Raw genomic sequence first — 19,662 nt, 5'->3', positions numbered from 1 at the left:
ATGGAGGTCCTCGTCACCGGTGGGCTGGGCTACATCGGGAGCGAACTCGTCCCCCTGCTTGACCGCGACGACCGGGTCGACCGGGTCACGGTCATGGACGACCTCTCGCTCGGCTCTCCCCGGTCGCTCAAGGGGTCGCTCACGGAGACGGTGGACTTCCGCCGCGGCGACGTTCGCGAGTACGGCGACGTCGAGAGCGCGATGCGCGAGAGCGACACCGTGGTCCACCTCGCGGCCGTCACGGGCGCGTCGAGCACGCACGACCGGCGCGAGGAGACGTTCGACATCAACCACGACGGCACCGAGAACGTCCTCACCGCCGCGGGGAAACTGGGCGTCGACAACGTGGTCTTCGCCTCCTCGTGTAACCTCTACGGGCGGGCGGCGAGTACGGACTTAGACGAGACGGTCGACCCCGACCCCATCAACCCCTACGCCGAGACGAAGTTCGAGGGCGAGGGTCTCCTGCGCGAGGCGATGGAGGAGTACGGCTTCGACGGCACCGCCCTGCGGATGGCGACGAACTACGGCGACGCACCCGGCGTCCGGTTCAACCTCGTCGTCAACACGTTCGTCTTCCGCGCGCTGACCGACCGCGCGCTCACCGTCTACGGCGACGGGTCGAACTGGCGGCCGTTCATCCACGTGAAAGACGCGGCGCGCGCGTACGCCCACGCCGCCCTCGCGCCCGACGACTGGGACCGCGTCGTCTACAACGTCGGCTCCAACGAGGGCAACTTCCAGATAGCCGATATCGCGGAACTCGTCAGCGAGGAGGTCGCGCCCGTCGACGTGACCTACCTCGAGGACGAACACCCCGGCCCCTCCTACCACGTCAACTTCGACCGCATCGCGGAGACGGGCTACGAGACGGAGTGGACGCTCCGCGAGGGCGTCCGCGACCTCGCGAGCGCGTTCCGCCCATCAGCGTCGGCCGAATAGGCGGGCGGCCCGCCCGCTCCCCGCGACGAACCCTTATCAGCGAGGACGGACGAACTACGGGTATGAGTCGTTCCGACGACATCGAGTTCCTCGGCGAACACCTGCGGCGGAAAGCCGGTACCGCGGGCCTCCGAACGCGGATGCGGGAATTCGTCGACGCGCATGGGGGAGGTGACGTGAAAGCGCTCCGCACGGCCACCGCGGACGACACGTCGCTCGCAGACGTCGTCATCGAGGACCGCGACGAGCGGGTGTAATGGGCGAGTACTTCCTCGATACGTCGGCGCTGGTGAAGCGCTACCACGAGGAACCGGGGACCGAGACGATAGACCGAATCCTCGACGCCGAGAGGAACCACGTCGTCATCTCCTCGCTGTCCGTCGTCGAAGCCGCCTCCGCCTTCCGGAGGAAACACAACCGGGGGGAGCTCACCGAGGTGGAGATGGAGGGACTCGTGGGTGCGTTCTTCGCCGAAGCGCTCGACGAGTTCGTCATCGTCCCGCTCGCCGACGTCCCACAGGAACGGTCGCTCGACCTCGTCCTGGTCGACGACCTCAGGACGCTCGATAGCCTGCAACTCGCCACGGCTCTCGACCTCGCGGAGAGTGTCGAAGACCTCCAGTTCGTCTGTGCGGACCGCGAACTGGTCGCCGTCGCTGCGAACCACGGAATAGAGACTGTCGTCCCGTAACGCGTCAACGTCGGCCGAATAGGCGGGCGGCCCGCCCGCTCCCCGCGTCTCCCGTCGCCCCACTGCCCGCGAGCGACACCTCGCGGTCCGCGAGTCGCGTCGCCTGATAGAGGCGCGCCGAGAGCGTCTCGGGGTCCCACCCCTCCGAGAGCAGGCCCGTCGCCGGGTCGTAACACCGGCGGAACTGCTCGTCCACCCAGAAGGTGTCGGTCTCGTCGCGGAACACCTCCAGTGCGAACGCCACCTCGAAGCCGGTGGGGTTGTAGCCGAAGGCGTAGACGTTGTCGGCCACCCCGTTCCGGTACGGGACGCTCTCGACGGGCGCGAGGAGCGTCTCGACGAGGTCCGACGACCAGACCGGGTGGTCCGGGAACGACCGCTTCAGTATCGCCAGCGCGTAGAGGTTGAACGAGTGGTAGCCCCGCGCGAGCACCTCGAGGCGGTCGGCGTTCCCCCACAGGCGCGACCCGACGCGCTGGCCGAGAAACTGCGCGTCGCCGTAGGGGTACCCGCCGTGGTAGACGAGGCCGCCGTGGTAGGTCCGGACGAGGTCCGAGAGGCCGTCCAGGAACCGCGAGACCCGCCGGCGTACCTCGGGCGCGCCGCCGTCGCGACAGAGCAGCGACCCCGCGGCCGCGAACCAGAGCTGTTGGTTGACGATGCCGAACGACGACCCGACGGTGCCGTCCACCTCGACCGTCCGCCAGAGGCCCGTCTCCGCGTCGACGGGGTGGAGACAGAACACTTCCTCGGCGACCGCTCGGGGGGTGTCGGAGTCGAGGTAGCGGTCGGCGATCGCCAGCGCCTCGATCGACCACCCCTGCCCGACCAGCCCGTTACAGCGGTCCTTGCCGGGTTCGTCGCGGTGGTGGAAGGTGTAGCCTTCCGGGCGGGCCGCGTCCCGACAGAGGTACTCGACGCAGTCGACGGCGGCCTCCCGGTAGCGTTCGTCGCCCGTCCGGTCGTAGGCCTCGAAGAACAGCGTCGACCAGTGGCCCGTGTTCCGAAGCGGGGTGACGTCGTCGTTCCAGGGGCCGTTGTGTCCCGCCGGCATCCGGCCGGCCGGGGCATCGGCCAGGAGCGAGACCCCGGTCGACGCCGCGCCGACGAGAAGCGACGAGAGGCTGACCATGGGCCCGATACCCGGGACGCCGGGGAATAGCTGGTGGCCTCCCGTCCGACACCGGGACTGTCCGACGGCGGCGAGTCCTGACGGGTCAGGACGGGCCGCCCCGCCGACACTCCTCGCCGCCGAGGAGGCCCGCCCGCGCGGAGAGGGTGCCCGGACAGGCGAGCGTCCGGCAGGCCAGTTCGTCGAACGACCCGTTCAGGTCGCGCAGGGTCGCACGCACCGTGCCGTAGTCGGGCGACCCCGACGGGGTGTGGGGGTCCATGGTCGTGTGGCTGTGGTGTGAGTCGAGGCGGCTCGTCAGCGCCGGGCCGGAAACGTGCCGGACGGCGTCGTTTCGACCGGGTTCGTGAGCGCCTCCGAAGTTGTCGCTACGATAACGTGACGACTGATGATCGCTGTCCGTGGTAGGGTGCGGAATCCACAGAGGGATTTCCCGTCCCCTAGTACTCGTCTAGGTCCGGGTCACCGGTCGGACGCGTCGGCTCACTCGGCGCGGGCGCGCCCCACGGGGAGGACGCGCCCGCTCACCCGGGCCACGGCGCGTGAGGCGACCAGCGCGATGCCCACCTCCAGCAGTCCGGTGGCGACGAACGCCGTCGTGAACCCGTAGGCGTCGGTCAGCCACCCGCCGAGGAGGAACCCGGCGAGGAAGCCGAGGCTCCCGAAGACGTTGAACCCGCCCATCGCGCTCCCCCGGTCGTCGGCGGGCGCGAGGTCCGTCACGAGCGCCATCGTCGCCGGGGAGACGAGCGCGCCACACACCCCGACGAGGACCATCGCGAGCGCCGCGACGGGGACCGAGGGCGCGAAGGCGACGGCGACGATGGTGAAGCCGTAACAGAGCGACCCGACGACGACGGGGAGGAACCGGCCGACCCGGTCCGACAGCAGGCCCATCGGGTACTGGAGGAGGGCGAACGGGACGAAGAAACACGCGAGCAACACGCCCGTCATCGCCGGGCCGAGACCGAACGTCGTCTGGAAGTACAGCGTCCCGACGAGGGCGAAGAAGCCCGCGGTGAGGCGGTCGACGAACCCGAACGCGTAGGGGATGCCAAGCGCCGGCCGGCGCTGGAGGCGGGCCAGTGCCGCGCGGAGGTCGCGCCCGCCCGAGGGGGCGCGGTCGGGCGTCGTGAGCGCGACGGCCCCGCTACAGAGCAGGAGGGCGGCGGCGAGCGCCAGCGGCGCGAGCGGGTCCACGGTGGCGACCGCTCCACCGAGGGGTGCGCCCATCGCCGTCCCGAGGCCGATGGCGATGCCCGCCGCGCCCATGTTCTTCCCGTGGCCGCCGCCGAGGTCAGTCAGCATCGTCATCGCCAGCGAGAACGCCCCGATGGTGGCCGCGCCCTGTACCGCCCTGAGGACGAGGACGGCGCCGAACCCGAGACCCAGTCCGGGCGCGAGGGCGATGGCGGCGTACCCCGCCGCGCCGCCGCCGGCCCCGGCGACGATGAGGGGGACGCGCCGGCCCAGTCGGTCCGAGGTGTAACCCCAGACGCCCGCGAAGAGGACGAACGCGGCGAACTCGCTCGCGAGGAACCACGTGCCGCCGTCGAGGCTGTCGCTCGCACCGAGCACCCGGACGAGTCGAGGGACGTTCGGGTAGAGGACCACCTGCGCGAGCATGACCGCCCAGACGACCGCGGCCAACCGGCGGCGCGCGCCCGCGTCGTCGCCGGAGCGCGCGGCCGCGCGGTCGGCCCGACCCTCGCGGGTCTCGGTGTGGGCGTCCGTAGCGGTCGTATCCGTCATCGTCTCCAGTTGGTACTTCGAGGGGAAAACCCTGTCCGACGCGTCGTCGCTCTCGCTCGCCCGAGGGATCTCTCCCGAAAATATCGGTCGAATAACAACATTCCGGGCGGTTCGGCGTAGATTGTACGCCACACTGTTCGGATACTTAACGTCGGAACTATCCGACACGTCGTGTACTCGCCACGTATGGACGCGAACTGCGAGGTGGTATCGTGACTCGGGGGGCGGAGTGCTGTCCCGACTGCGGGAGCTACCAGGTTCGCATCACCATCGGGGCGAACGGCGATGAGATCCCCGTTCTCTGTGGCCAGTGTGGCTGGCGACGCGAGGAGTGACCTACCGCGTCGCGGCGCAGGTGCCACAGGAGAGCAGGCCGTCGCTCGTCCGCAGGGTACCGTCGCACGTCGGGTTCGGACAGGCCAGTCCCTCGCCGTCGGTCCGCTCGTTCAGCTTCCGGAGGGAGGTGCGCATCGCCGCGTAGTCGGGGTGGTCGGTTGATTTGGAACTCATGGGTGGATTGCGGATCGCTCGGCGTCGGAGGCCGCGTCGAGCGGGGTAGCGTACGACGCGGCGGGTCGACTGTACTGTTCGCGGACTGGTCAGATAAGTGTATGGCTGGCGTGATACACTAGGACGGGTCGACGTCCGCGACGGTTCGCGCGTGGACTCTCCCAGTCGGCGCCCATCACGCGGTGACGGTAAGCGAAAGCTATAGTCGGGCGGGCGAAGTCCGTCCACTATCGCCATGACTGACTCGCCACACGTCGCCGTCACCGGGGCGGCGGGCTACATCGGGAGTCGCGTCGTCCACGAACTGCAGACACAGCACCCCGACTGGGAGGTCACGGCGCTGGACAACTACTACCTCGGGGAGGTCCGCGAGGTGGGCGACGTGACCGTCGACCACGTCGACATCCGCCACCGCGAGGACCTCGAAGCGGCCCTCGACGGCGCGGACGTGGTACTCCACCTCGCGGCCATCAGCGGCGTCGACGACTGTGACGACAACCCGGACCGCGCCTACGAGGTGAACGTCGTCGGCACCGAGAACGTCGCGTGGTACTGCCGGAAGACCGGCACGGCACTCGCCTTCCCGTTCTCGATGGCGGTCATCGGTGACCCCGACGAGTTCCCCATCCACGTCGGGATGGACCGCGACCCGCTGAACTGGTACGGGCGGACGAAGGTGCTCAACGAACAGGCCATCGACTGCTACGCCGAGGGGGCGTTCCCGGCCCACCAGTTCATGGTCGCCAACCTCTACGGCGAACACGTCATGAACGGGCGGACGGTCTCGAAGAACACCGTCATCAACTTCTTCGTCAACCGGGCGCTCTCGGGCGGGACGCTGACGGTCTACGAACCGGGCACGCAGTCGCGCAACTTCGTCCACGTGAAGGACGTCGCCCGCGCGTTCGTCTGCAGCGCCGAGCGACTCGTCGAGCAACACGCCGACGGCGAGACGGGCGTCGAGAAGTTCGAGATCGCCACCGACGAGGACCCGAGCGTGATGGACGTCGCCGAACTGGTCCAGGGAATCGCCCGCGAGGAACGCGACATCGACACCGACGTCGAACTCGTCGAGAACCCACGCAGCGGGGAGACGCTCGTCGACTCCTTCGAGGTCGACTGGTCGGGCGCGCGCGAGCGCCTCGGCTGGGAACCACAGGAGAGCGTCGAGGGAAGCGTCCGCGAGCTGCTGGCGACCGACGACTGACCCGTACGCCTCGGCGGCGGCAACCGGGAAAATTACACCTGCTTACACAGTCACCGTTCGCGTAAGGCCCGGCTTGCAGGTGACTCACGCCGATTCGACAGTTCACCCAGTAGATACGCCGTCTGCGTCTCTCAGTTTCTCGGGCCCGGGGCGACCTCGCGTGGCGGTTGATTATCCAACTACGTCGATGCAGACGTCTCTCTTTCGACGGTGAGACTACCGAACGAGGGAGTCTACGGCGCAGATGATTGTTTCACCACTATATTGATTGTTAACTAACTTGATTCCTCCTGTGACTCCTCGTATGGTCGACGAAACCAGACGACGCGTGCTCAAACTGTTCGGCGCTGCGGGTGCGCTGACGGGGCTCGGCGGCGCCGGGATGGTGACCGCCCAGCAGGGCGACGACGGCGACGGGATGAGCGGTATGATCGACGACCTCTCCGATGGGGGCGTCAGTACCAGTCGCGTCCGCTTCGGGCACTTCATCCCCGATGGACCGGCTGTCGACGTGTACGCGTTCGTCCCCGGGATGGAGGAGGTCGGTGAGGTGCCCATCAACACCAACCTGGACTACACGGCGGTCCGGCCCAACATCCCCGCCGAGTACGCGGACGTCCCCGCCATCGGCATCGGGCTCAAGGTGACGCCGGCGGGCAAACCCGACGAGCCGATCGTGAAGATCCCCGAGTTCGACTTCGAGGCCGGGCGGAACTACACCGTCCTCGCGATCGGTGAAGTCTCCCCGGAGCTCGAACAGCCCATGCCGCAGGCGCTCGCGCTGGTCGACAACGAGGGCGAAGATCCGCCGGGGTACGGCCGGACCCAGCTCCCGAAACAGAAGCAGACGCTCGTCCGGTTCGTTCACGCGCTGGCCGACGGCGGTCGCGTGACGGTTCGCTCCGGCGGGGAGACGCTCGCGAGCGGCGTGCGCTTCGGCGAGACGACCGGGTACATGCACGTGGACCCGAAGCGTCCCATTCGTATCTACCGCTCCGGCGAGCTGGCGAAGGTCATCACGGGTGGCCTCCGTCACGGGACTGCCTACTCGGCCTACGTCGCCGAGCGCACGCCAGAGGCCGGCGGCTTCAAACCGAAGGTGTACGCTACGGTCGATGCGGTCGCCCGCCCGCACCTCCGGACGGCCGACTCGAAGGGTCACGGTGGAAACCGGAAGGGGAACGCCAACGGGAAGGACGACAGCCAAAAAACGGAAGACGACTGATGCCGCCCGGCCGGGATGAGCCGGTACCATCCATTCGACTTTCTATCCGCGTGTGACCCGAGTCACTCCGACCGAAGCGCGACGACCGGGTCGACACGCCCGGCACTCCACGCCGGATAGAGGCCGGCGACCACGCCGACGACGACGCCCATCCCGAGGGCCAGTCCGACCCACTCCCACGGGACGACGACCGGGAGGTCGATGAGCGTGGCCGCGACGACGCCGGTGGCGAGCCCGACCAGCGCGCCGGCGACGGCCCCGAGCGTTCCCAGCGTCACACTCTCGACGAGGAAGAGCAGGAGGACGTCGCGCTCGCGCGCGCCGATGGCTTTCATGATACCGATCTCGTGGGTCCGCTCGCTCACGCTCGCGAGCACGACGTTCGCGATGCCGATGCTCCCGACGCCGAGCGAGACGACCGCCACGCCCAGGACGAATCCAGTCAGCGTGCGGACGAGTTCGAGCAGCAAGTCGAGGAACTGGGCGTTCGTCTGCGCCTCGAAGACGTACCCCTCCGGAAGCAGGGTCGACGCGTCTGACTCCGCCTCCAAGACGGTGAGTGCCCGCTCGGCGATGGCGTCGGTCGCCGCCGGGTCGGTCCCCCGGACGAAGAGGATGGGGTAGGCGCGCTCGCGCGTCCCGTCCGGCAGTGCGACCGTCCGCTCGTAGAACGGGTCCATCGGGACGTAGATACGGGGTTTCTCGCCCAATCCGTCGAAGGGGTCCTGTGCGTCCGATCCGTGCAGGACGCCGACGATGGTCGCCTCGATAGTTTCCTCCGAGCGGGTTATCCGCACGGTGTCGCCGACGTCGACGCCTTCCCCGAGGAGGGCGAGACCGGCGGGGTTGACCACGAGTTCGGGTGCGCCGTCGTGGAACGCCCGACCGCGCTGGACGTCACCGGGGTCGAAGTACGCTGCCTCGACGGCGACCGCCCCCCGACCGGCGATGGTTCGTCCGCCGACCTCGACGGTTCCCAGCCCCGTGCTCGCCCGTGGGGTAACGTCTGCAACGCCCTCGATGGCCGCGAGCGCCCGCACGTCGCTGTCCGTAAAGACGGGTCGCGTACCCGACCCGGGTGTGTCCGCACCGGCGGCCGGCCCCGCCCAGACGTTCACGGTCGCGGCGTCGGTCGTGATGTCGCCGACCAGTCCCGCCTGCAGGCTGGCGCTGAGCGTCACTAACGCGATGACGGTCGCGACGCCGATGACGACGCCGAGCGCGGTGAGCGCCGACCGGAGCGGGTGCCCCCGGAGGTCACGCCAGGCGAACCGAACCGACTCGACGAGATTCACCGTGCGTTCACCGCCTGCGGGTCGACCATCTCGTCACGGCGGATTCGGCCGTCGAGCAGGTGGACGATGCGATCCGCGTGCTCGGCGACCCCGCGGTCGTGTGTGACGAGGACGATCGTGGTTCCGTCGGCGTGAAGCGAATCGAGCAGCGCCATGATCTGGTCACCGGTCGCAGAGTCGAGGCTCCCCGTGGGTTCGTCCGCGAGGAGGAGCGCGGGGTCGTTGGCGAGCGCGCGGGCGATAGCGACCCGCTGGCGCTGGCCGCCAGAGAGGTCTCGCGGGAGGTGGTCGGTACGGTCGGCGAGACCAACACCCTCGAGGAGGTTCGTTGCACGCCCGACGCGCTCCGTCCGACCCACCCCCTGAAAGAGCAAGGGGAGCGCGACGTTCTCGACGGCCGTCAGCGCCGGCATCAGGTTGAACGACTGGAAGACGAAGCCGATCTCCCGTCCGCGGAGGGTGGCCCGCTCGCCGTCGCCCAGCGCGGCGACGTCGGTTCCGAGAAGCTCGACCCGACCGCTCGTCGGTGTATCGAGGCAGCCGGCCAGGTGCAAGAGCGTACTCTTCCCGGACCCGCTCGGCCCCATGAGCGCGGTGTACGACCCGGGAGCGATCGTCAGCGAGACACCGTCGAGCGCGCGCACGAGCGCTCCGCGCCCGTAGACCACGCCCACGTCCGTCAGCGCGATGGTGGGCGGTCCACTGCCCAGTGTCCCCGTCGACATACGTCGAGTACGGCACTGCCGGATAAAAGTTCTAGGCGCCCGTGAGTGTGACTTTCGATGACGACACTGACGGCCGTCGTCAGGACGCACTCCCCCGAGATACAAGGCTTTAGGTGGGTAGCTTCGTACCCGCGGTATGTTCCGCGTGGGCAGTGTACTCAGCGGCGCCCTGACCGTCGTCAGGGTGGCGACTGAACACGACATCAGGTATCCGGCGGCCGCCCTCGCGTACTACTCGTTCGTCTCCTTGCTCCCGCTGGTCGTGCTGGTGCTCGCCCTCGTCGGGGCGCCCATCGCGACGGAGATTCAGGCGGCGACCCCGCGGGTCCTCACTACGGAGGCCCAACAGCTGATGTACGAGGCGTTGACCACGGCCACGGGGAGGGCGGGCGCGGCGCTCCTCGCCGCCGCCGTCCTCGCCTGGAGCGCGGCCAACATCTCCATCGGCTTCCTGACGGTGATCGAGCGCGTCGAGGCGGCGGGCGACCGGTCGCTGCTCGATCAGGCGCGGGACGCCACTGGCATCCTCGGGTCGCTCCTGCTCGCTATCGCCGCGCTCGTCGTTGTCGGGGCGCTCTTCCCGCTCATCCCCGCATCCGAGTCGGTGGCCCACGTCGGCTTTCTCGTGTTGCCACTCGCCCTGACGGCCGCGTTCGTCCCGCTGTACTACGTCCCCTCCCGCCTGGTGACGTCGGTTCGGGCGGCGCTGCCCGGGGCGGTCAGCGCGGCGCTGGGGTGGACCGTGCTGTTGCTCGTCGTGCAGGTGTACGCGACGAACGCCGGGCGATACGCGGTGTACGGCGTGTTGAGCGGCATCATCATCATCCTGACCGCGCTGTACGCCGCGGCGACGATGCTCCTGTTCGGCGTGGTCGTGAACGCGCTGGTGGCCCGCCGGGGGGCGCTGGAGGGCGTCTCCGAGTAGCGGTCAGTAGACGCGTCGTCAGTTCCGCCGCTGGTCGACCCCCGCCAGTACGTCGATGGGGGTCGTCCGCTCGGCAGGCCCCCATCCCTCGACGGGTTCGGTCACGTCCGTAGATATCGCCTCCGCGACGGTGTCTTCGAGCCCGTCGCGGAGCGCCTCGACCTCCCGAATCGCCTCCCCGAGTGCGTCGGCCACGTCGTCGCCCTGGGCCAGCGCCTCCCGGGCCTGCCGCAGGTGTTCGAGCGCCTCGAGCACCCGCACGCGGGCCGAGAGGCGCCCCCGTTCGGTGTCGTTCACGCCACCTCACCCCCGTGGGACGTCGCCGTCCCGCCCCGCGCGAGTCGCCCGAGGCCGTCGGCGACGGTGTGGACGTCCCCCTCGTCGGCGTGGGGGAAGACCGCATCGAGCGTGTCGCCGTCGTAGACCGCCAGGCAGAGCACCGGCGAGACCAGCTTCCGGCGCACGCTGTGACCCACCATCGACTGTAGCTCGTGGGTCCGGAACCCGGGCGAGAGCCGGTACCCGCGGTCGTTCGCCCACGCCTCGAACTCGACGACCTTCCGGTGGCTGGTCGCGACGTCGGCCACCCCTCCCGTTCGGGTGCCCGACCCGACGTCGGTCCACTGGCGGACGGCGAAGGAGTCGATGGCTCCGCCCTCCACGAGCCGGCGAAGCCGGTCGCCCGTCTCCTCCTCCGCGTCGCGCACGCAGTAGGGGGACCGCCCCCGAACCCAGAGTTCGACGTGTCGGCCCCGTTGCCCCCCTGTCGCGCCACCACCCGGCGGGTCGACCGCCCGCTGTCGCCCGACGTGACCGGCCGCTCCGTCCGTTCCCGCATCGCTGTCTCCCGTGATGTGCATACGGTGTCCTCGGCGCGCCGGGTGAGAAGCGTGCCCTAGACGTGTCTAGAGTGGCGTCCGGTCAGCCCCGCTTCCGGTCGAGGACGTCCGTCAGCACGGTCCGGAGACCGTGGCGGAGGTGGTAGTGGAACGTCGCGGAGGAGACGTCCATCGTCCGGGCGATCTCCTCGGCGGTGCTCGCGCGCGGCCACTCGTAGTACCCGCGGGCGAGGGCGACCCCGAGGGCGGCGCGCTGTTTCGCGGTCAGGCCCCCGCCGTCGCCCCCACCCCTCTCGGGTGCCGTCGCGACGGGACGCTCGACCGACCGCTTGCCCACGAGGTCGGCCGCCGCCGTCGCCTCCTGCAGGGCGTCGACGATGGCGCGGACGTCGGTGCGGGGGGCGACCTCGGCCGTGACGTGGAGGTCGCCGGCCTCGACGCGCGCCTCCACGACGGACGCCCCCTGCTCGACCAGCACGTCGATGGCGGTAGCGGTGTCCGTAGCGAGGGCCACCTCGAGGAGCGCCGACCCGTCGGCCCCCTCGCCGTCGCCGACGGCCGCACACGCGTCCACGGCCGCGTTCGCTGCCAGTCGCTCGCCGACGCGCGAGGGGTCGCCGTCGGGGACGGCGAAGTAGTAGAGGCGTCGCCCGTCGCCGACCGGGACCCGCCGCTCGAAGACGAGTCGGCCGTCCTCGCCGGCGGTCACCTCGCCGAAGGTGTCGTCGGGGACGCGAAACCGGAGTTCGACCGCCGTCGCGGCCGTGAGCGACCGCTGGCTCTCGACGCGCTGGATGGCGAGGGCGATGGTCCGCCCGAGGTCGGCGAGGACCTCCCGCTCGGCGTCGTCGATGGTCTCGCCGGCCGGCGCCTCGACCACCAGCACGCCGTAGGTCGTCGCGTCGGTCGTCAGCGGGACCGCCGCGAGCGAGGGGTGGTCGCCCTCACCGTCCTCTCGCGCGGCGGGCGGTCCCGCGGTGTCGGTCGGGCCGTCGTCGTTTCGAGGCTCGGATTGCAGAGCCGCCGCGGCCGGACCGTCCGCCCCCGGGGCGCCCTCCCGGGCGTCGACAGCGCCGGCGACCGTTCGCGGAGTGACGGGGCCGCCGCCCGCGGTCGACCGCTCGCCGGTGCCGACCCAGGCGGTCCGGTACAGGTCGGACTCGGTGAGGTGTTCGCAGACAGCGGCCTCGATGGCGTCGCGCGTGGCCGCGTTCTGGAGGCTCCCCGTGATACCCCGGGTGAGCGCGTCGATGCGGTGGAGCTTCGCCAGTTCGTCGCGCTGGCGTTCGAGGGCCCGTTCGCGCGCCCGCCGCTCGGTCACGTCGCGGGCGACGACGACCGTCGTCTCGGGACCGTACTCGCTCCCGGTCAACGGCGCGACCCGCGCCTCGAAGCACCGTCGCTGCCCGCCCACCGGGCGGTCGTACTCGACGGTCTGGAGTCGGCCGGTCGCCGTCGCCTCGCGGACGGCCGCCAGCAGCGATTCCGCCGCCTCTCCCGGCAACACCTCGTCGACGGTCCGCCCGAGGAGGTCCTCGCGGTCGACGGCGAGGCTGCCGGCCGCGGCCGGGCCGGCGAGGTAGTCCCGGTAGCGTCCCTCGCCGTCGACGACGAACCCGAGGTCCGGGAAGGCGTCGTCGAGGGCGGCGAACTGCTCGGTGTGGCGCTGCTGGTCGAGTTCGCGGCTCACCCAGTTGCTGAGCAGGTCGACGAACGTCACCTCCCAGTCGGAGAACGCCTCGCTCCGCGCCTCCATGTCGTAGAAACAGAGGGTCCCGCACACCTCGTCGCCGAGGGCGACGGGCGCGCCGAGGTAGCAGGCGACGCCCCACTCCGCGTTGCCCGCCCGGTCGGCGAGTTCGGGGGCGTCCGTCTCGACGTCGCGCAACACGAGCGTCTCCTCTGTCGCGACCACCCGCTCGCAGTTGGTCGTCTCCAGCGGCACCGTCTCGCCCACCGCGAGGTCGGCCCCCGGCGGGGCGGCGACGGCCTCGAAGACGTACTCCTCCCCGCGGACGTACGAGAGGGTGGCGTAGCCGACTCCGAGGACGTCGCGGCCGACCTCCAGCAGGTCGTCGACGCGGTCGGCGAAGGTGCGCTCCGGGTCAGCGATCACCTCGTAGGCGTCCCGGAGCGCCCGCTCGCGGCGCTTGCGCTCGGTGACGTCCCGCAGGTAGACCGACAGGCCGGTCGCCGAGGGGTAGACGCACGCGTCCACCCAGCTGTCGATTGGGTCGTAGTAGAGGTCGAACGTCGTCGGCGTCTGTGTCGCCAGCGCGTCGTGGAGCGCGTCGTGGACGACGGTGTCTCTCGTCTCTGGGAACGCCTCCCAGACGGTGCGTCCGAGGAGGTCGGCGGGGGCGGCCTGCAGGAGTTCGCGCGCGCGCTCGTTGACGTAGACGAACCGGAACGACTCGTCGACGGCGTAGAACGCATCGCTGATGCGCTCGTACACCGCCGCGACGTCGGGAGCCGTCTCCCCCCGCCGACCACCGGTTCCGACGGCGCTCCGCACGCGCTCGACGAGGTCGGGGGGGACGCCGTCGCCGGCCGGGACGTACTCGGTGACGCCGGCCGAGACCGCCTCGCTCGCGAGTCTCTCGTCGCCGTCGGTCGCGACGAGGACGAAGGGGAGGTCGGGATGGGCCGCACGGACCGCCCGGAGGACCGAAAGGCCCGTCGTCCCGTCGAGCCGGTCGGTACAGACGACGCACTCGGCCGACGGCGCGATGCGGTCGAGGCAGTCGGCCGGGGTTGTCGTGGTTTCGACCCGGAACCCCGCCCGTTCGAGCGGGGCGGCGTAGGACCCGGCCGTCGCCTCGTCGGGTCCGATGAGCAGCATTCGTCGCGTGAGGTAGCTACCCGGCTACAATAGTCGTTGGGTTACGGGGGGTTATCCGACGAACCCTCGCGGTCCGTTCGCGGGGGTCGACGCGCGGGGGACCCTGCCGCGTCACTCCCACCTGCTCGGGTCGATGCACGCGCGCAGTTCGGCGCTCAGCACGCCGATCTCGAAACCGATCTGGTCGCGGTCGCCCTCGGTGAGGGTGCCGGCGACGGCAAGGTCCTCGACGATGTGCAGGAGCTGCTGTTCCGTGTCCGTGATGTCGTCGAGCAGTTCGGCGTTCGGGTGGTCGGTGTGTGGGTTCTCGTCCATACCCGTGTCTTTCCCTGAACGGTGCTGACCGTTCACTCTACAGACGTCACTCCGGGCGGCGTGAGAGGGCTATAGGGATACCGGCGATGGGGGAGACTGTTCTTCGATCGGGATTGTACGCCGGGCCGTCGTGCCCTCTGTGGTCCACTACCAGTTTTCGACTTGTCGTCTCGCGTCCGTCCTCGTTGGAAGGTCCGGACACACCGCTCCGGAGCCGAACTATTCGCCAAATCGAGGAGAGAATCCCGCCCTTCTGGGCGGGCGTGAATTCGCCAAATCGAACTGCCGCCGCGGTCGGCCGCCAGCGAACCAAGCGGTCGTAGATGGAGTGGAGCACTTGGACCCGGGTGGTTGCCCAGGTTAGTTGATTCCCACGCCTTCGGCCAGCAGCTCGTGGGAACGCAGTCCATCGTCGTGGTCGGCGACCACCTGCTGGATCATCACCTCGTTTACAGCGACGCGGTCTGCGAGCTGGGTTAGAAGACCGTCGAGCGTGTCCGGACTTCCGGAGATGGCCCGTGGCCATTCACCGGCATCCAGTGTCGTCGGTGTCGGTTCTGGAACGCCGCCGAGTTCGTCGATGGCGTCTTCGACGGACGGCCGGGTTCCAACTACTCCGCGCTGTAGCCGCTTGTATGTCGCTTCGGCGCTCGCGCGGAGCCGTGCCGCCTGTTCGTCCGTCTCTGCACAGATCGCGTTCATCGCGAGCATTCCCGTTGGTTCGCTGATGCTGCCACTGAGTCGCCCGGGTTGGAAGTGCTCGCGGTACTGTTCGAAGGCCGGTTCCGCGTACTCCGGTCTGATGAACGCCGCAAAGCAATACCGCAGTCCGAGCTCGCCCGCGAGCGCGGCACTGGATGGGCTCGAGCCAAGTACCCACGGCGTCGGGACGTCGCCCCCGGAGCGTGGAATCGTCAGGTCGCCGTAGGCGTGCTCGTCGGGATAGTCGTCGTAGAGGTGGTTCACGACGGCCTCGATTTTCTCCCGATGGTCCTCGTCGGGGTTCTGGACGTGCCGGTCGGTTCCGAGCGCGTGGTCTGCCGCCGGCGAGCCGTTCGCCCGACCCAGGCCCGCGTCGACACGCCCCGGTGCGAGCCCGTCGAGCGCACCGAACACCTCCGCGACTTTGAACGGACTGTAGTGGTTGAGCAACACTGCGCCGGACCCGAGTCGGATCGACTCGGTCTCGGCGGCGAGATGTCCGAGAAGCACCTCGGGGGTCGTTCCCGCGAGGGTGTCCGCCATCGCGTGGTGTTCCGCCACCCAGAAACGCGAAAACCCGAGGTCCTCGGCCTGCCGTGCGGCCTTGACGGTGTTCGCGTACGCGTCTGTGGCGGTGCCGCCATCGGGAACTGGAGAGAGATCGACAACAGAGAGGTCCATACCACATTCCAGGGGCTGCGAAAGAAAATGGTTCGGCTACCGGAGGTCTCGTACGGTTTCGCGACCGGTCGAAACGATTCATAGAACTGGTGCTGCCGATTTGTCCGCTGTCAGCTACGTGTCGGTTGGAATCGCGAGCACTTGCCTCGACTCGTAGCCTGCGTCCGACCTCGACGGTGGAGTCTTCGTCTCCTCCACCGAGCGGTGTTCGTACCTCTGCCTATTGCGAATCGATCGTGTGACACACCACCAATTCGAGTGAAAGGCTACGATGTGCAGTCGATATACACTCCCCGTCCAACTCGACGATAGCTGTTGGCCGTTGGATTGACCGTCACCTGCCAGTTCAACCCACTCGAGATCCAGCCCACGCCCGAAGGCGTGCTGCAGGATGCCCCGGACCTCGACCCGTGGGCCGAACAGATCACGTGGGTCCTCGGGTTCTTCCAGACGTTCTTCGAACACGTCGCGGGCAACCCCCTGGGTGCGCGAACCCAGACGCTCCGGCGGGCGATTCAGGAGGCCTACGACGTAACGGGGATCACCCGCGACCCGGCGACACACGACCGGGAGTCCCCGACCGTCGCGACGGTGATGAGTTCCCTACTGGGGTTGACGGAGCATCCTGAAGGGTACGGATACGAGACCGACGGCGAGTGCGAGCGTGTGAGCGAGGACGCCCAGTCGTTGTTGGTCGACCTCCGCCCGTCGTTCCGTGATGGGGGTGATCTGGCGAACCTCGCCCAGCCGACGTCGTTCGACCTCGATTCTCCTGTCGTGTATCTCGACTTGCTCCTGGAGGAAGGCACCCGCGGGCGTGGCGAGACGAGCCTGATGATGCAGGTGCTGTTCAACGCCGTCTACGAACAGGCGAAAAGTACCGACAAACGGGTGGTGTTCGCCATCGACGAGGCCCACTACCTGATGGGAGAGGCGAGCTCGCTGGCATTCTTGGAGACGGCCGTCCGGCACAGTCGCCACTACGACCTCTCGATTCAGTTCATCACGCAGACCGGCGGGGAGTTCGCCTTGACTCCGGAGGCGCGGACGATCGCGAACCTCTGCTCGATGACCGTGATTCACCGTGTGCAGGAGGAGACCGAGACACTCACCGACTGGTTCGGGTTGAACGACCGCGAGGTCGGTTGGGTTCGGACGGCGAAAGCAGGGAATGAGACCGACGGGTTCTCCGAGGCGCTGCTGGGTATCGACGAGGAAGGCTGGTTCCCGCTTCGCGTCCGGGCCAGCGAGTTCGAAGCGAGGGTGATCGACGATGGGTTCGCGCTAGAGGACTCGGAGTGTTCGGCTGGGAACGTGAACGACGAGTCCGCATCGAACTCTGTCGGTCGAGGAGGATGCGACTGAGCGCGTAGCCGACTGCGCTCTGCCGGGATTCGGTGAACGCCGCCGACATCAGTTACAGAGGTTCGAGGAGAACGCCCACGACTAAAGTCGTGGGAGGATATCAGGGGGAATACACTAGATCTTCGATTCGCCCCGAATCGCTACATGAAGTACTTCATGCGAACATCTTATAGCTCATGAGCCGATAGTGAAGAGTAGCAACAGAGGGCCAGCATGAGCAGCAACGACACCAAGCACGTCCAAACCGAACTGAGCGAGGATGAATACGAACGGTTCCGAGAATTCGCAAGGGAACACGGACTGTCGCTCAAGAAAGCCGGACACGAAGCCCTCGTCGAGTGGGTCGAACGGAAGCAGCGAGCAGACCCGAACGATCGGGCGTTTACCGTCCTTGACGAACTCGAAACGGACTCCCTGTCGGAGACGGCACACACGGACGCTCGCGCCGAAGCTGATCTCGTCGACGAGTGGCACGGCAGCGACGAGTCGTTCACACTCGCCGACGACCCATCACCGAACTCCTGACCCGATATATGGCCGAGCCAGTCGAGACACCAATCGGACCCGTCACGGCCGAACACTTCCGCCCAGGCCACGTTCGACATCAGGTCGTCGTTGGCCCGAAATTTCTGTACGCCCTCTTCAACCCCCGCGACCAGATGCATGCGGTGTCACGGGCGTTCATGACGTTCGTTCGCGGTGGCGACCTCCCCTACCGACGGCTCATCGTCAACGATCACATCGTCGACGAGGCGGCCACCCGACTGAAAAAGCAGGCATCGCTGCAGAACGCGATAGCCTTCCTGACGACACTCGACGAGAGCACGCTCTATCATGTCGAATTCGTGTCCGAGGCCATCTTTGATGACGCCGTAGAAACCTTCATCACGTGGACCGATCTTGATGCGTCGCTCACCGACTTCATCGTCGCATCACACATGGCCGAGTTGGAGGTCGATCATATCCTCACGTATGACAGTCACTACGATGCATTCGATGTGACGACCCTCCCATACCGTCGGCAGGATTGACATCCTCCCCGCGTCAAAGCGCGAGGATTCCTCCGTTGGGGATTCGGCTACTGACCCACGGAGGCAGCTTGCGGGTCTGTGCGCACTTTTTTGGACTTTCGTGAACGTGTGGTTTCACCAGAAAATCGAGGTGGATGCCCTGTCCTCAAGGAGCGACCGAAGGGAGCGAGTAGGGCGGGGAGGAAACCGACACGGGCTGATACGAACACACCCCGACTGCTGATGTGCTCCCAAAACCATTAGTAACACCGCATAGCAATGTGAAGTACAGTGGAAGTCCGTCGTACCGCCGTCATCAAACTCGACACCCCCGAGAGAGCCGATGCGCTCTTGGAGGAAACAGTCGAGCAGTTCAAACACTGCGCAAACGTCGGGAGCGAGTGGTGCTGGCGGGACGACGACTACCACGTCACCTCGAAAGCGAAAGCCGAGAGCGCCCTGTACGACCGTCTCCGCGACGAGACGGATTTGACAGCGAACCTCGTTCAGAAAGGCATCTGACGGGCAGTCGAAGCCGTCACGAGTGGCGTCGAGCGAATCAAGCGTGGTGAGAACACGTCACAACCGTACTTCTCCGCCGATAGCGCGGTGTACGACAAGCGGAGCGCGACGTTCCATCGGAACCACGTGTCGCTTTCGACGGTCGGAGGGCGCGTCAAGTGTGACTACATCCTCCCCGACGACGCGGAGACGCCACCGACAAAGTACGTCGAAGACGACGACTTCGCGTTTCGGATGGGCCACCTCCAGTATCGAGACGGAGAGTGGTATCTCCACGCCTCGATGCTCAAGACGACTGAGACACCCGATTCCCACGCTAAGCACAGAACAGTCCTTGGTGTGGATTTGGGTGTCAACAACATCGCTGTCGCTTCGACCGGACGGTTCTGGTCGGCAGACGAGTTTAACCACTGGCGTCGAGAGTACGAGAAACGCCGTGGCTCGCTCCAACAGTGTGGCTCTCGACACGCCCACGAGAATATCGAATCGGTCGGTCGGAAAGAGACAGGTCGATTCGAGATACATCTGCACACGGTATCGAACGAACTAATCGAGGAAGCCCTCGATACCAACTGTTCGCACATCGTCTTCGAGGATTTGATACACATCCGTGAGAACATCCCCGAGGCAACGTGGCAACACGTCTGGGCGTTCCGACGCCTCTACGAGTACGTCGAGTACAAAGCCACAGAATACGGCCTCGAAGTCGTACAGGTGGACCCACGGAACACCTCGAAGCGGTGTTCGACGTGCGGGTGTACCCACGACGACAACCGTTCGGGAGAAGTGTTCGCCTGTCAGAAATGCGGGTACGAGAACCACGCGGATTACAACGCCGCGAAAAACATCGGTTGGAAGTATCTCCGCCGTCGGCAAAACGCAGACGACGGAGGCGCACCCGTAGACGTGCGCTTGAATCGTGGGACGTTGAACGTGAGTGGGGAGTATGTTCCCCCTGCTATCGATTCGGTGGCATAGAACG

20 protein-coding genes and 2 pseudogenes are annotated in these 19,662 nt (G+C 67.7%); 11 read left to right on the top strand and 11 right to left on the bottom strand.

From position 1 onward, the window contains the following. The 3 genes from NKG96_RS15010 (at position 1) to NKG96_RS15000 (ending at position 1,633) form a co-directional block, all read left to right on the top strand. Positions 1-942 carry an NAD-dependent epimerase/dehydratase family protein gene (locus NKG96_RS15010; protein WP_254535964.1) on the top strand — a complete coding sequence of 314 codons (942 nt, stop codon included), beginning with the start codon at positions 1-3 and terminating at the stop codon, positions 940-942. 62 nt (positions 943-1,004) lie between these two features. Continuing rightward, positions 1,005-1,199 (top strand): hypothetical protein, encoded by a 195-nt coding sequence (locus tag NKG96_RS15005; protein WP_254535963.1) that lies wholly within the window; start codon positions 1,005-1,007, stop codon positions 1,197-1,199. After that, on the top strand, positions 1,199-1,633 hold the full coding sequence (locus NKG96_RS15000; RefSeq protein WP_254535962.1) for a type II toxin-antitoxin system VapC family toxin: 435 nt from the start codon (positions 1,199-1,201) through the stop codon (positions 1,631-1,633). The genes NKG96_RS15005 and NKG96_RS15000 overlap by 1 nt, the downstream gene beginning before the upstream one ends. 4 nt (positions 1,634-1,637) lie before the next feature. Here NKG96_RS15000 and NKG96_RS14995 read toward each other — a convergent pair whose 3' ends face one another. From NKG96_RS14995 to NKG96_RS14985, 3 genes are all read right to left on the bottom strand, one after another. Then, positions 1,638-2,765: a hypothetical protein gene (locus tag NKG96_RS14995; protein WP_254535961.1), complete on the bottom strand. Its 1,128-nt coding sequence runs from the start codon at positions 2,763-2,765 to the stop codon at positions 1,638-1,640. 85 nt (positions 2,766-2,850) lie between these two features. Beyond that, positions 2,851-3,027 (bottom strand): hypothetical protein, encoded by a 177-nt coding sequence (locus NKG96_RS14990; RefSeq protein ID WP_254535960.1) that lies wholly within the window; start codon positions 3,025-3,027, stop codon positions 2,851-2,853. A gap of 221 nt (positions 3,028-3,248) precedes the next feature. Beyond that, on the bottom strand, positions 3,249-4,517 hold the full coding sequence (locus NKG96_RS14985) for an MFS transporter (RefSeq protein WP_256558094.1): 1,269 nt from the start codon (positions 4,515-4,517) through the stop codon (positions 3,249-3,251). 212 nt (positions 4,518-4,729) lie between these two features. On the opposite strand from NKG96_RS14985, the gene NKG96_RS20930 reads away from it, so the two are divergent. Next, positions 4,730-4,852, top strand: a complete 123-nt coding sequence (locus tag NKG96_RS20930) for a hypothetical protein (protein ID WP_256558093.1) — start codon at positions 4,730-4,732, stop codon at positions 4,850-4,852. Between the two features lies 1 nt (position 4,853). On the opposite strand, the gene NKG96_RS14980 is transcribed toward NKG96_RS20930, so the two are convergent. Continuing rightward, the gene (locus tag NKG96_RS14980) at positions 4,854-5,027 is read right to left on the bottom strand and encodes a hypothetical protein (RefSeq protein WP_254535959.1); all 174 of its coding nucleotides are present in this window, start codon (positions 5,025-5,027) and stop codon (positions 4,854-4,856) included. 235 nt (positions 5,028-5,262) lie between these two features. Here NKG96_RS14980 and NKG96_RS14975 point away from each other — a divergent pair, with 235 nt between their 5' ends. Then, on the top strand, positions 5,263-6,234 hold the full coding sequence (locus NKG96_RS14975; protein ID WP_254535958.1) for an NAD-dependent epimerase/dehydratase family protein: 972 nt from the start codon (positions 5,263-5,265) through the stop codon (positions 6,232-6,234). A 304-nt stretch (positions 6,235-6,538) separates the two neighbouring features. After that, positions 6,539-7,459 carry a DUF4397 domain-containing protein gene (locus tag NKG96_RS14970; protein WP_254535957.1) on the top strand — a complete coding sequence of 307 codons (921 nt, stop codon included), beginning with the start codon at positions 6,539-6,541 and terminating at the stop codon, positions 7,457-7,459. Between the two features lie 62 nt (positions 7,460-7,521). On the opposite strand, the gene NKG96_RS14965 is transcribed toward NKG96_RS14970, so the two are convergent. Then, positions 7,522-8,754 carry an ABC transporter permease gene (locus NKG96_RS14965; protein ID WP_254535956.1) on the bottom strand — a complete coding sequence of 411 codons (1,233 nt, stop codon included), beginning with the start codon at positions 8,752-8,754 and terminating at the stop codon, positions 7,522-7,524. Next, a complete protein-coding gene (locus NKG96_RS14960; RefSeq protein ID WP_254535955.1) occupies positions 8,751-9,479 on the bottom strand; it encodes an ABC transporter ATP-binding protein in 729 nt (242 codons plus the stop codon). Before NKG96_RS14960 ends, NKG96_RS14965 begins: the two co-directional genes overlap by 4 nt. A 136-nt stretch (positions 9,480-9,615) precedes the next feature. On the opposite strand from NKG96_RS14960, the gene NKG96_RS14955 reads away from it, so the two are divergent. Continuing rightward, positions 9,616-10,404, top strand: a complete 789-nt coding sequence (locus NKG96_RS14955) for a YhjD/YihY/BrkB family envelope integrity protein (protein ID WP_254535954.1) — start codon at positions 9,616-9,618, stop codon at positions 10,402-10,404. A gap of 18 nt (positions 10,405-10,422) precedes the next feature. On the opposite strand, the gene NKG96_RS14950 is transcribed toward NKG96_RS14955, so the two are convergent. The 5 genes from NKG96_RS14950 to NKG96_RS14930 form a co-directional block, all read right to left on the bottom strand. Beyond that, positions 10,423-10,701 carry a hypothetical protein gene (locus NKG96_RS14950; protein WP_254535953.1) on the bottom strand — a complete coding sequence of 93 codons (279 nt, stop codon included), beginning with the start codon at positions 10,699-10,701 and terminating at the stop codon, positions 10,423-10,425. Next, positions 10,698-11,264 (bottom strand): HTH domain-containing protein, encoded by a 567-nt coding sequence (locus NKG96_RS14945; protein WP_254535952.1) that lies wholly within the window; start codon positions 11,262-11,264, stop codon positions 10,698-10,700. The genes NKG96_RS14950 and NKG96_RS14945 overlap by 4 nt, the downstream gene beginning before the upstream one ends. Positions 11,265-11,325: 61 nt before the next feature. Next, complete coding sequence (locus tag NKG96_RS14940; RefSeq protein ID WP_254535950.1) at positions 11,326-14,085, bottom strand: bacterio-opsin activator domain-containing protein; 2,760 nt, start codon at positions 14,083-14,085, stop codon at positions 11,326-11,328. A 111-nt stretch (positions 14,086-14,196) separates the two neighbouring features. Further along, the gene (locus NKG96_RS14935) at positions 14,197-14,400 is read right to left on the bottom strand and encodes a hypothetical protein (protein ID WP_254535947.1); all 204 of its coding nucleotides are present in this window, start codon (positions 14,398-14,400) and stop codon (positions 14,197-14,199) included. A 360-nt stretch (positions 14,401-14,760) separates the two neighbouring features. Continuing rightward, entirely contained in the window at positions 14,761-15,783 is a 1,023-nt protein-coding gene (locus NKG96_RS14930; RefSeq protein WP_254535945.1) for an LLM class flavin-dependent oxidoreductase, read from the bottom strand. Between the two features lie 348 nt (positions 15,784-16,131). Between NKG96_RS14930 and NKG96_RS14925 the strand changes: the two are divergent. The 4 genes and pseudogenes from NKG96_RS14925 to NKG96_RS14910 all read left to right on the top strand — a co-directional run. After that, positions 16,132-17,148: pseudogene (locus tag NKG96_RS14925) on the top strand (putative type IV secretion/conjugal transfer ATPase); the annotation flags it as partial. A 213-nt stretch (positions 17,149-17,361) separates the two neighbouring features. Continuing rightward, positions 17,362-17,673 (top strand): hypothetical protein, encoded by a 312-nt coding sequence (locus NKG96_RS14920; RefSeq protein ID WP_254535943.1) that lies wholly within the window; start codon positions 17,362-17,364, stop codon positions 17,671-17,673. Positions 17,674-17,681: 8 nt separating this feature from the next. After that, positions 17,682-18,179 carry a type II toxin-antitoxin system VapC family toxin gene (locus NKG96_RS14915; protein WP_254535941.1) on the top strand — a complete coding sequence of 166 codons (498 nt, stop codon included), beginning with the start codon at positions 17,682-17,684 and terminating at the stop codon, positions 18,177-18,179. A gap of 270 nt (positions 18,180-18,449) precedes the next feature. Next, a pseudogene (locus NKG96_RS14910) lies at positions 18,450-19,658 on the top strand (RNA-guided endonuclease InsQ/TnpB family protein). Positions 19,659-19,662 lie beyond the last annotated feature (4 nt).

The organism is Halomarina litorea (genome assembly GCF_024227715.1).
In the GTDB taxonomy this organism is placed as follows: Archaea; Halobacteriota; Halobacteria; order Halobacteriales; family Haloarculaceae; genus Halomarina; species Halomarina litorea.
Note: the sequence above shows the minus strand (reverse complement) of the source record. Positions and strands in the feature narration are given on the sequence as shown.

What these genes read in the sequence shown, in the direction of transcription:
- NKG96_RS14975 (WP_254535958.1), top strand. Translation starts at nt 5,263, where the DNA reads ATGACTGACTCGCCACACGTCGCCGTCACCGGGGCGGCGGGCTACATC.
- NKG96_RS15005 (WP_254535963.1), top strand. Translation starts at nt 1,005, where the DNA reads ATGAGTCGTTCCGACGACATCGAGTTCCTCGGCGAACACCTGCGGCGG.
- NKG96_RS14920 (WP_254535943.1), top strand. Translation starts at nt 17,362, where the DNA reads ATGAGCAGCAACGACACCAAGCACGTCCAAACCGAACTGAGCGAGGAT.
- NKG96_RS14955 (WP_254535954.1), top strand. Translation starts at nt 9,616, where the DNA reads ATGTTCCGCGTGGGCAGTGTACTCAGCGGCGCCCTGACCGTCGTCAGG.
- NKG96_RS14995 (WP_254535961.1), bottom strand. Translation starts at nt 2,765, where the DNA reads ATGGTCAGCCTCTCGTCGCTTCTCGTCGGCGCGGCGTCGACCGGGGTC.
- NKG96_RS14945 (WP_254535952.1), bottom strand. Translation starts at nt 11,264, where the DNA reads ATGCACATCACGGGAGACAGCGATGCGGGAACGGACGGAGCGGCCGGT.
- NKG96_RS14935 (WP_254535947.1), bottom strand. Translation starts at nt 14,400, where the DNA reads ATGGACGAGAACCCACACACCGACCACCCGAACGCCGAACTGCTCGAC.
- NKG96_RS14915 (WP_254535941.1), top strand. Translation starts at nt 17,682, where the DNA reads ATGGCCGAGCCAGTCGAGACACCAATCGGACCCGTCACGGCCGAACAC.
- NKG96_RS14940 (WP_254535950.1), bottom strand. Translation starts at nt 14,085, where the DNA reads ATGCTGCTCATCGGACCCGACGAGGCGACGGCCGGGTCCTACGCCGCC.
- NKG96_RS14930 (WP_254535945.1), bottom strand. Translation starts at nt 15,783, where the DNA reads ATGGACCTCTCTGTTGTCGATCTCTCTCCAGTTCCCGATGGCGGCACC.
- NKG96_RS14985 (WP_256558094.1), bottom strand. Translation starts at nt 4,517, where the DNA reads ATGACGGATACGACCGCTACGGACGCCCACACCGAGACCCGCGAGGGT.
- NKG96_RS14980 (WP_254535959.1), bottom strand. Translation starts at nt 5,027, where the DNA reads ATGAGTTCCAAATCAACCGACCACCCCGACTACGCGGCGATGCGCACC.
- NKG96_RS14960 (WP_254535955.1), bottom strand. Translation starts at nt 9,479, where the DNA reads ATGTCGACGGGGACACTGGGCAGTGGACCGCCCACCATCGCGCTGACG.
- NKG96_RS14970 (WP_254535957.1), top strand. Translation starts at nt 6,539, where the DNA reads ATGGTCGACGAAACCAGACGACGCGTGCTCAAACTGTTCGGCGCTGCG.
- NKG96_RS15010 (WP_254535964.1), top strand. Translation starts at nt 1, where the DNA reads ATGGAGGTCCTCGTCACCGGTGGGCTGGGCTACATCGGGAGCGAACTC.
- NKG96_RS15000 (WP_254535962.1), top strand. Translation starts at nt 1,199, where the DNA reads ATGGGCGAGTACTTCCTCGATACGTCGGCGCTGGTGAAGCGCTACCAC.
- NKG96_RS14990 (WP_254535960.1), bottom strand. Translation starts at nt 3,027, where the DNA reads ATGGACCCCCACACCCCGTCGGGGTCGCCCGACTACGGCACGGTGCGT.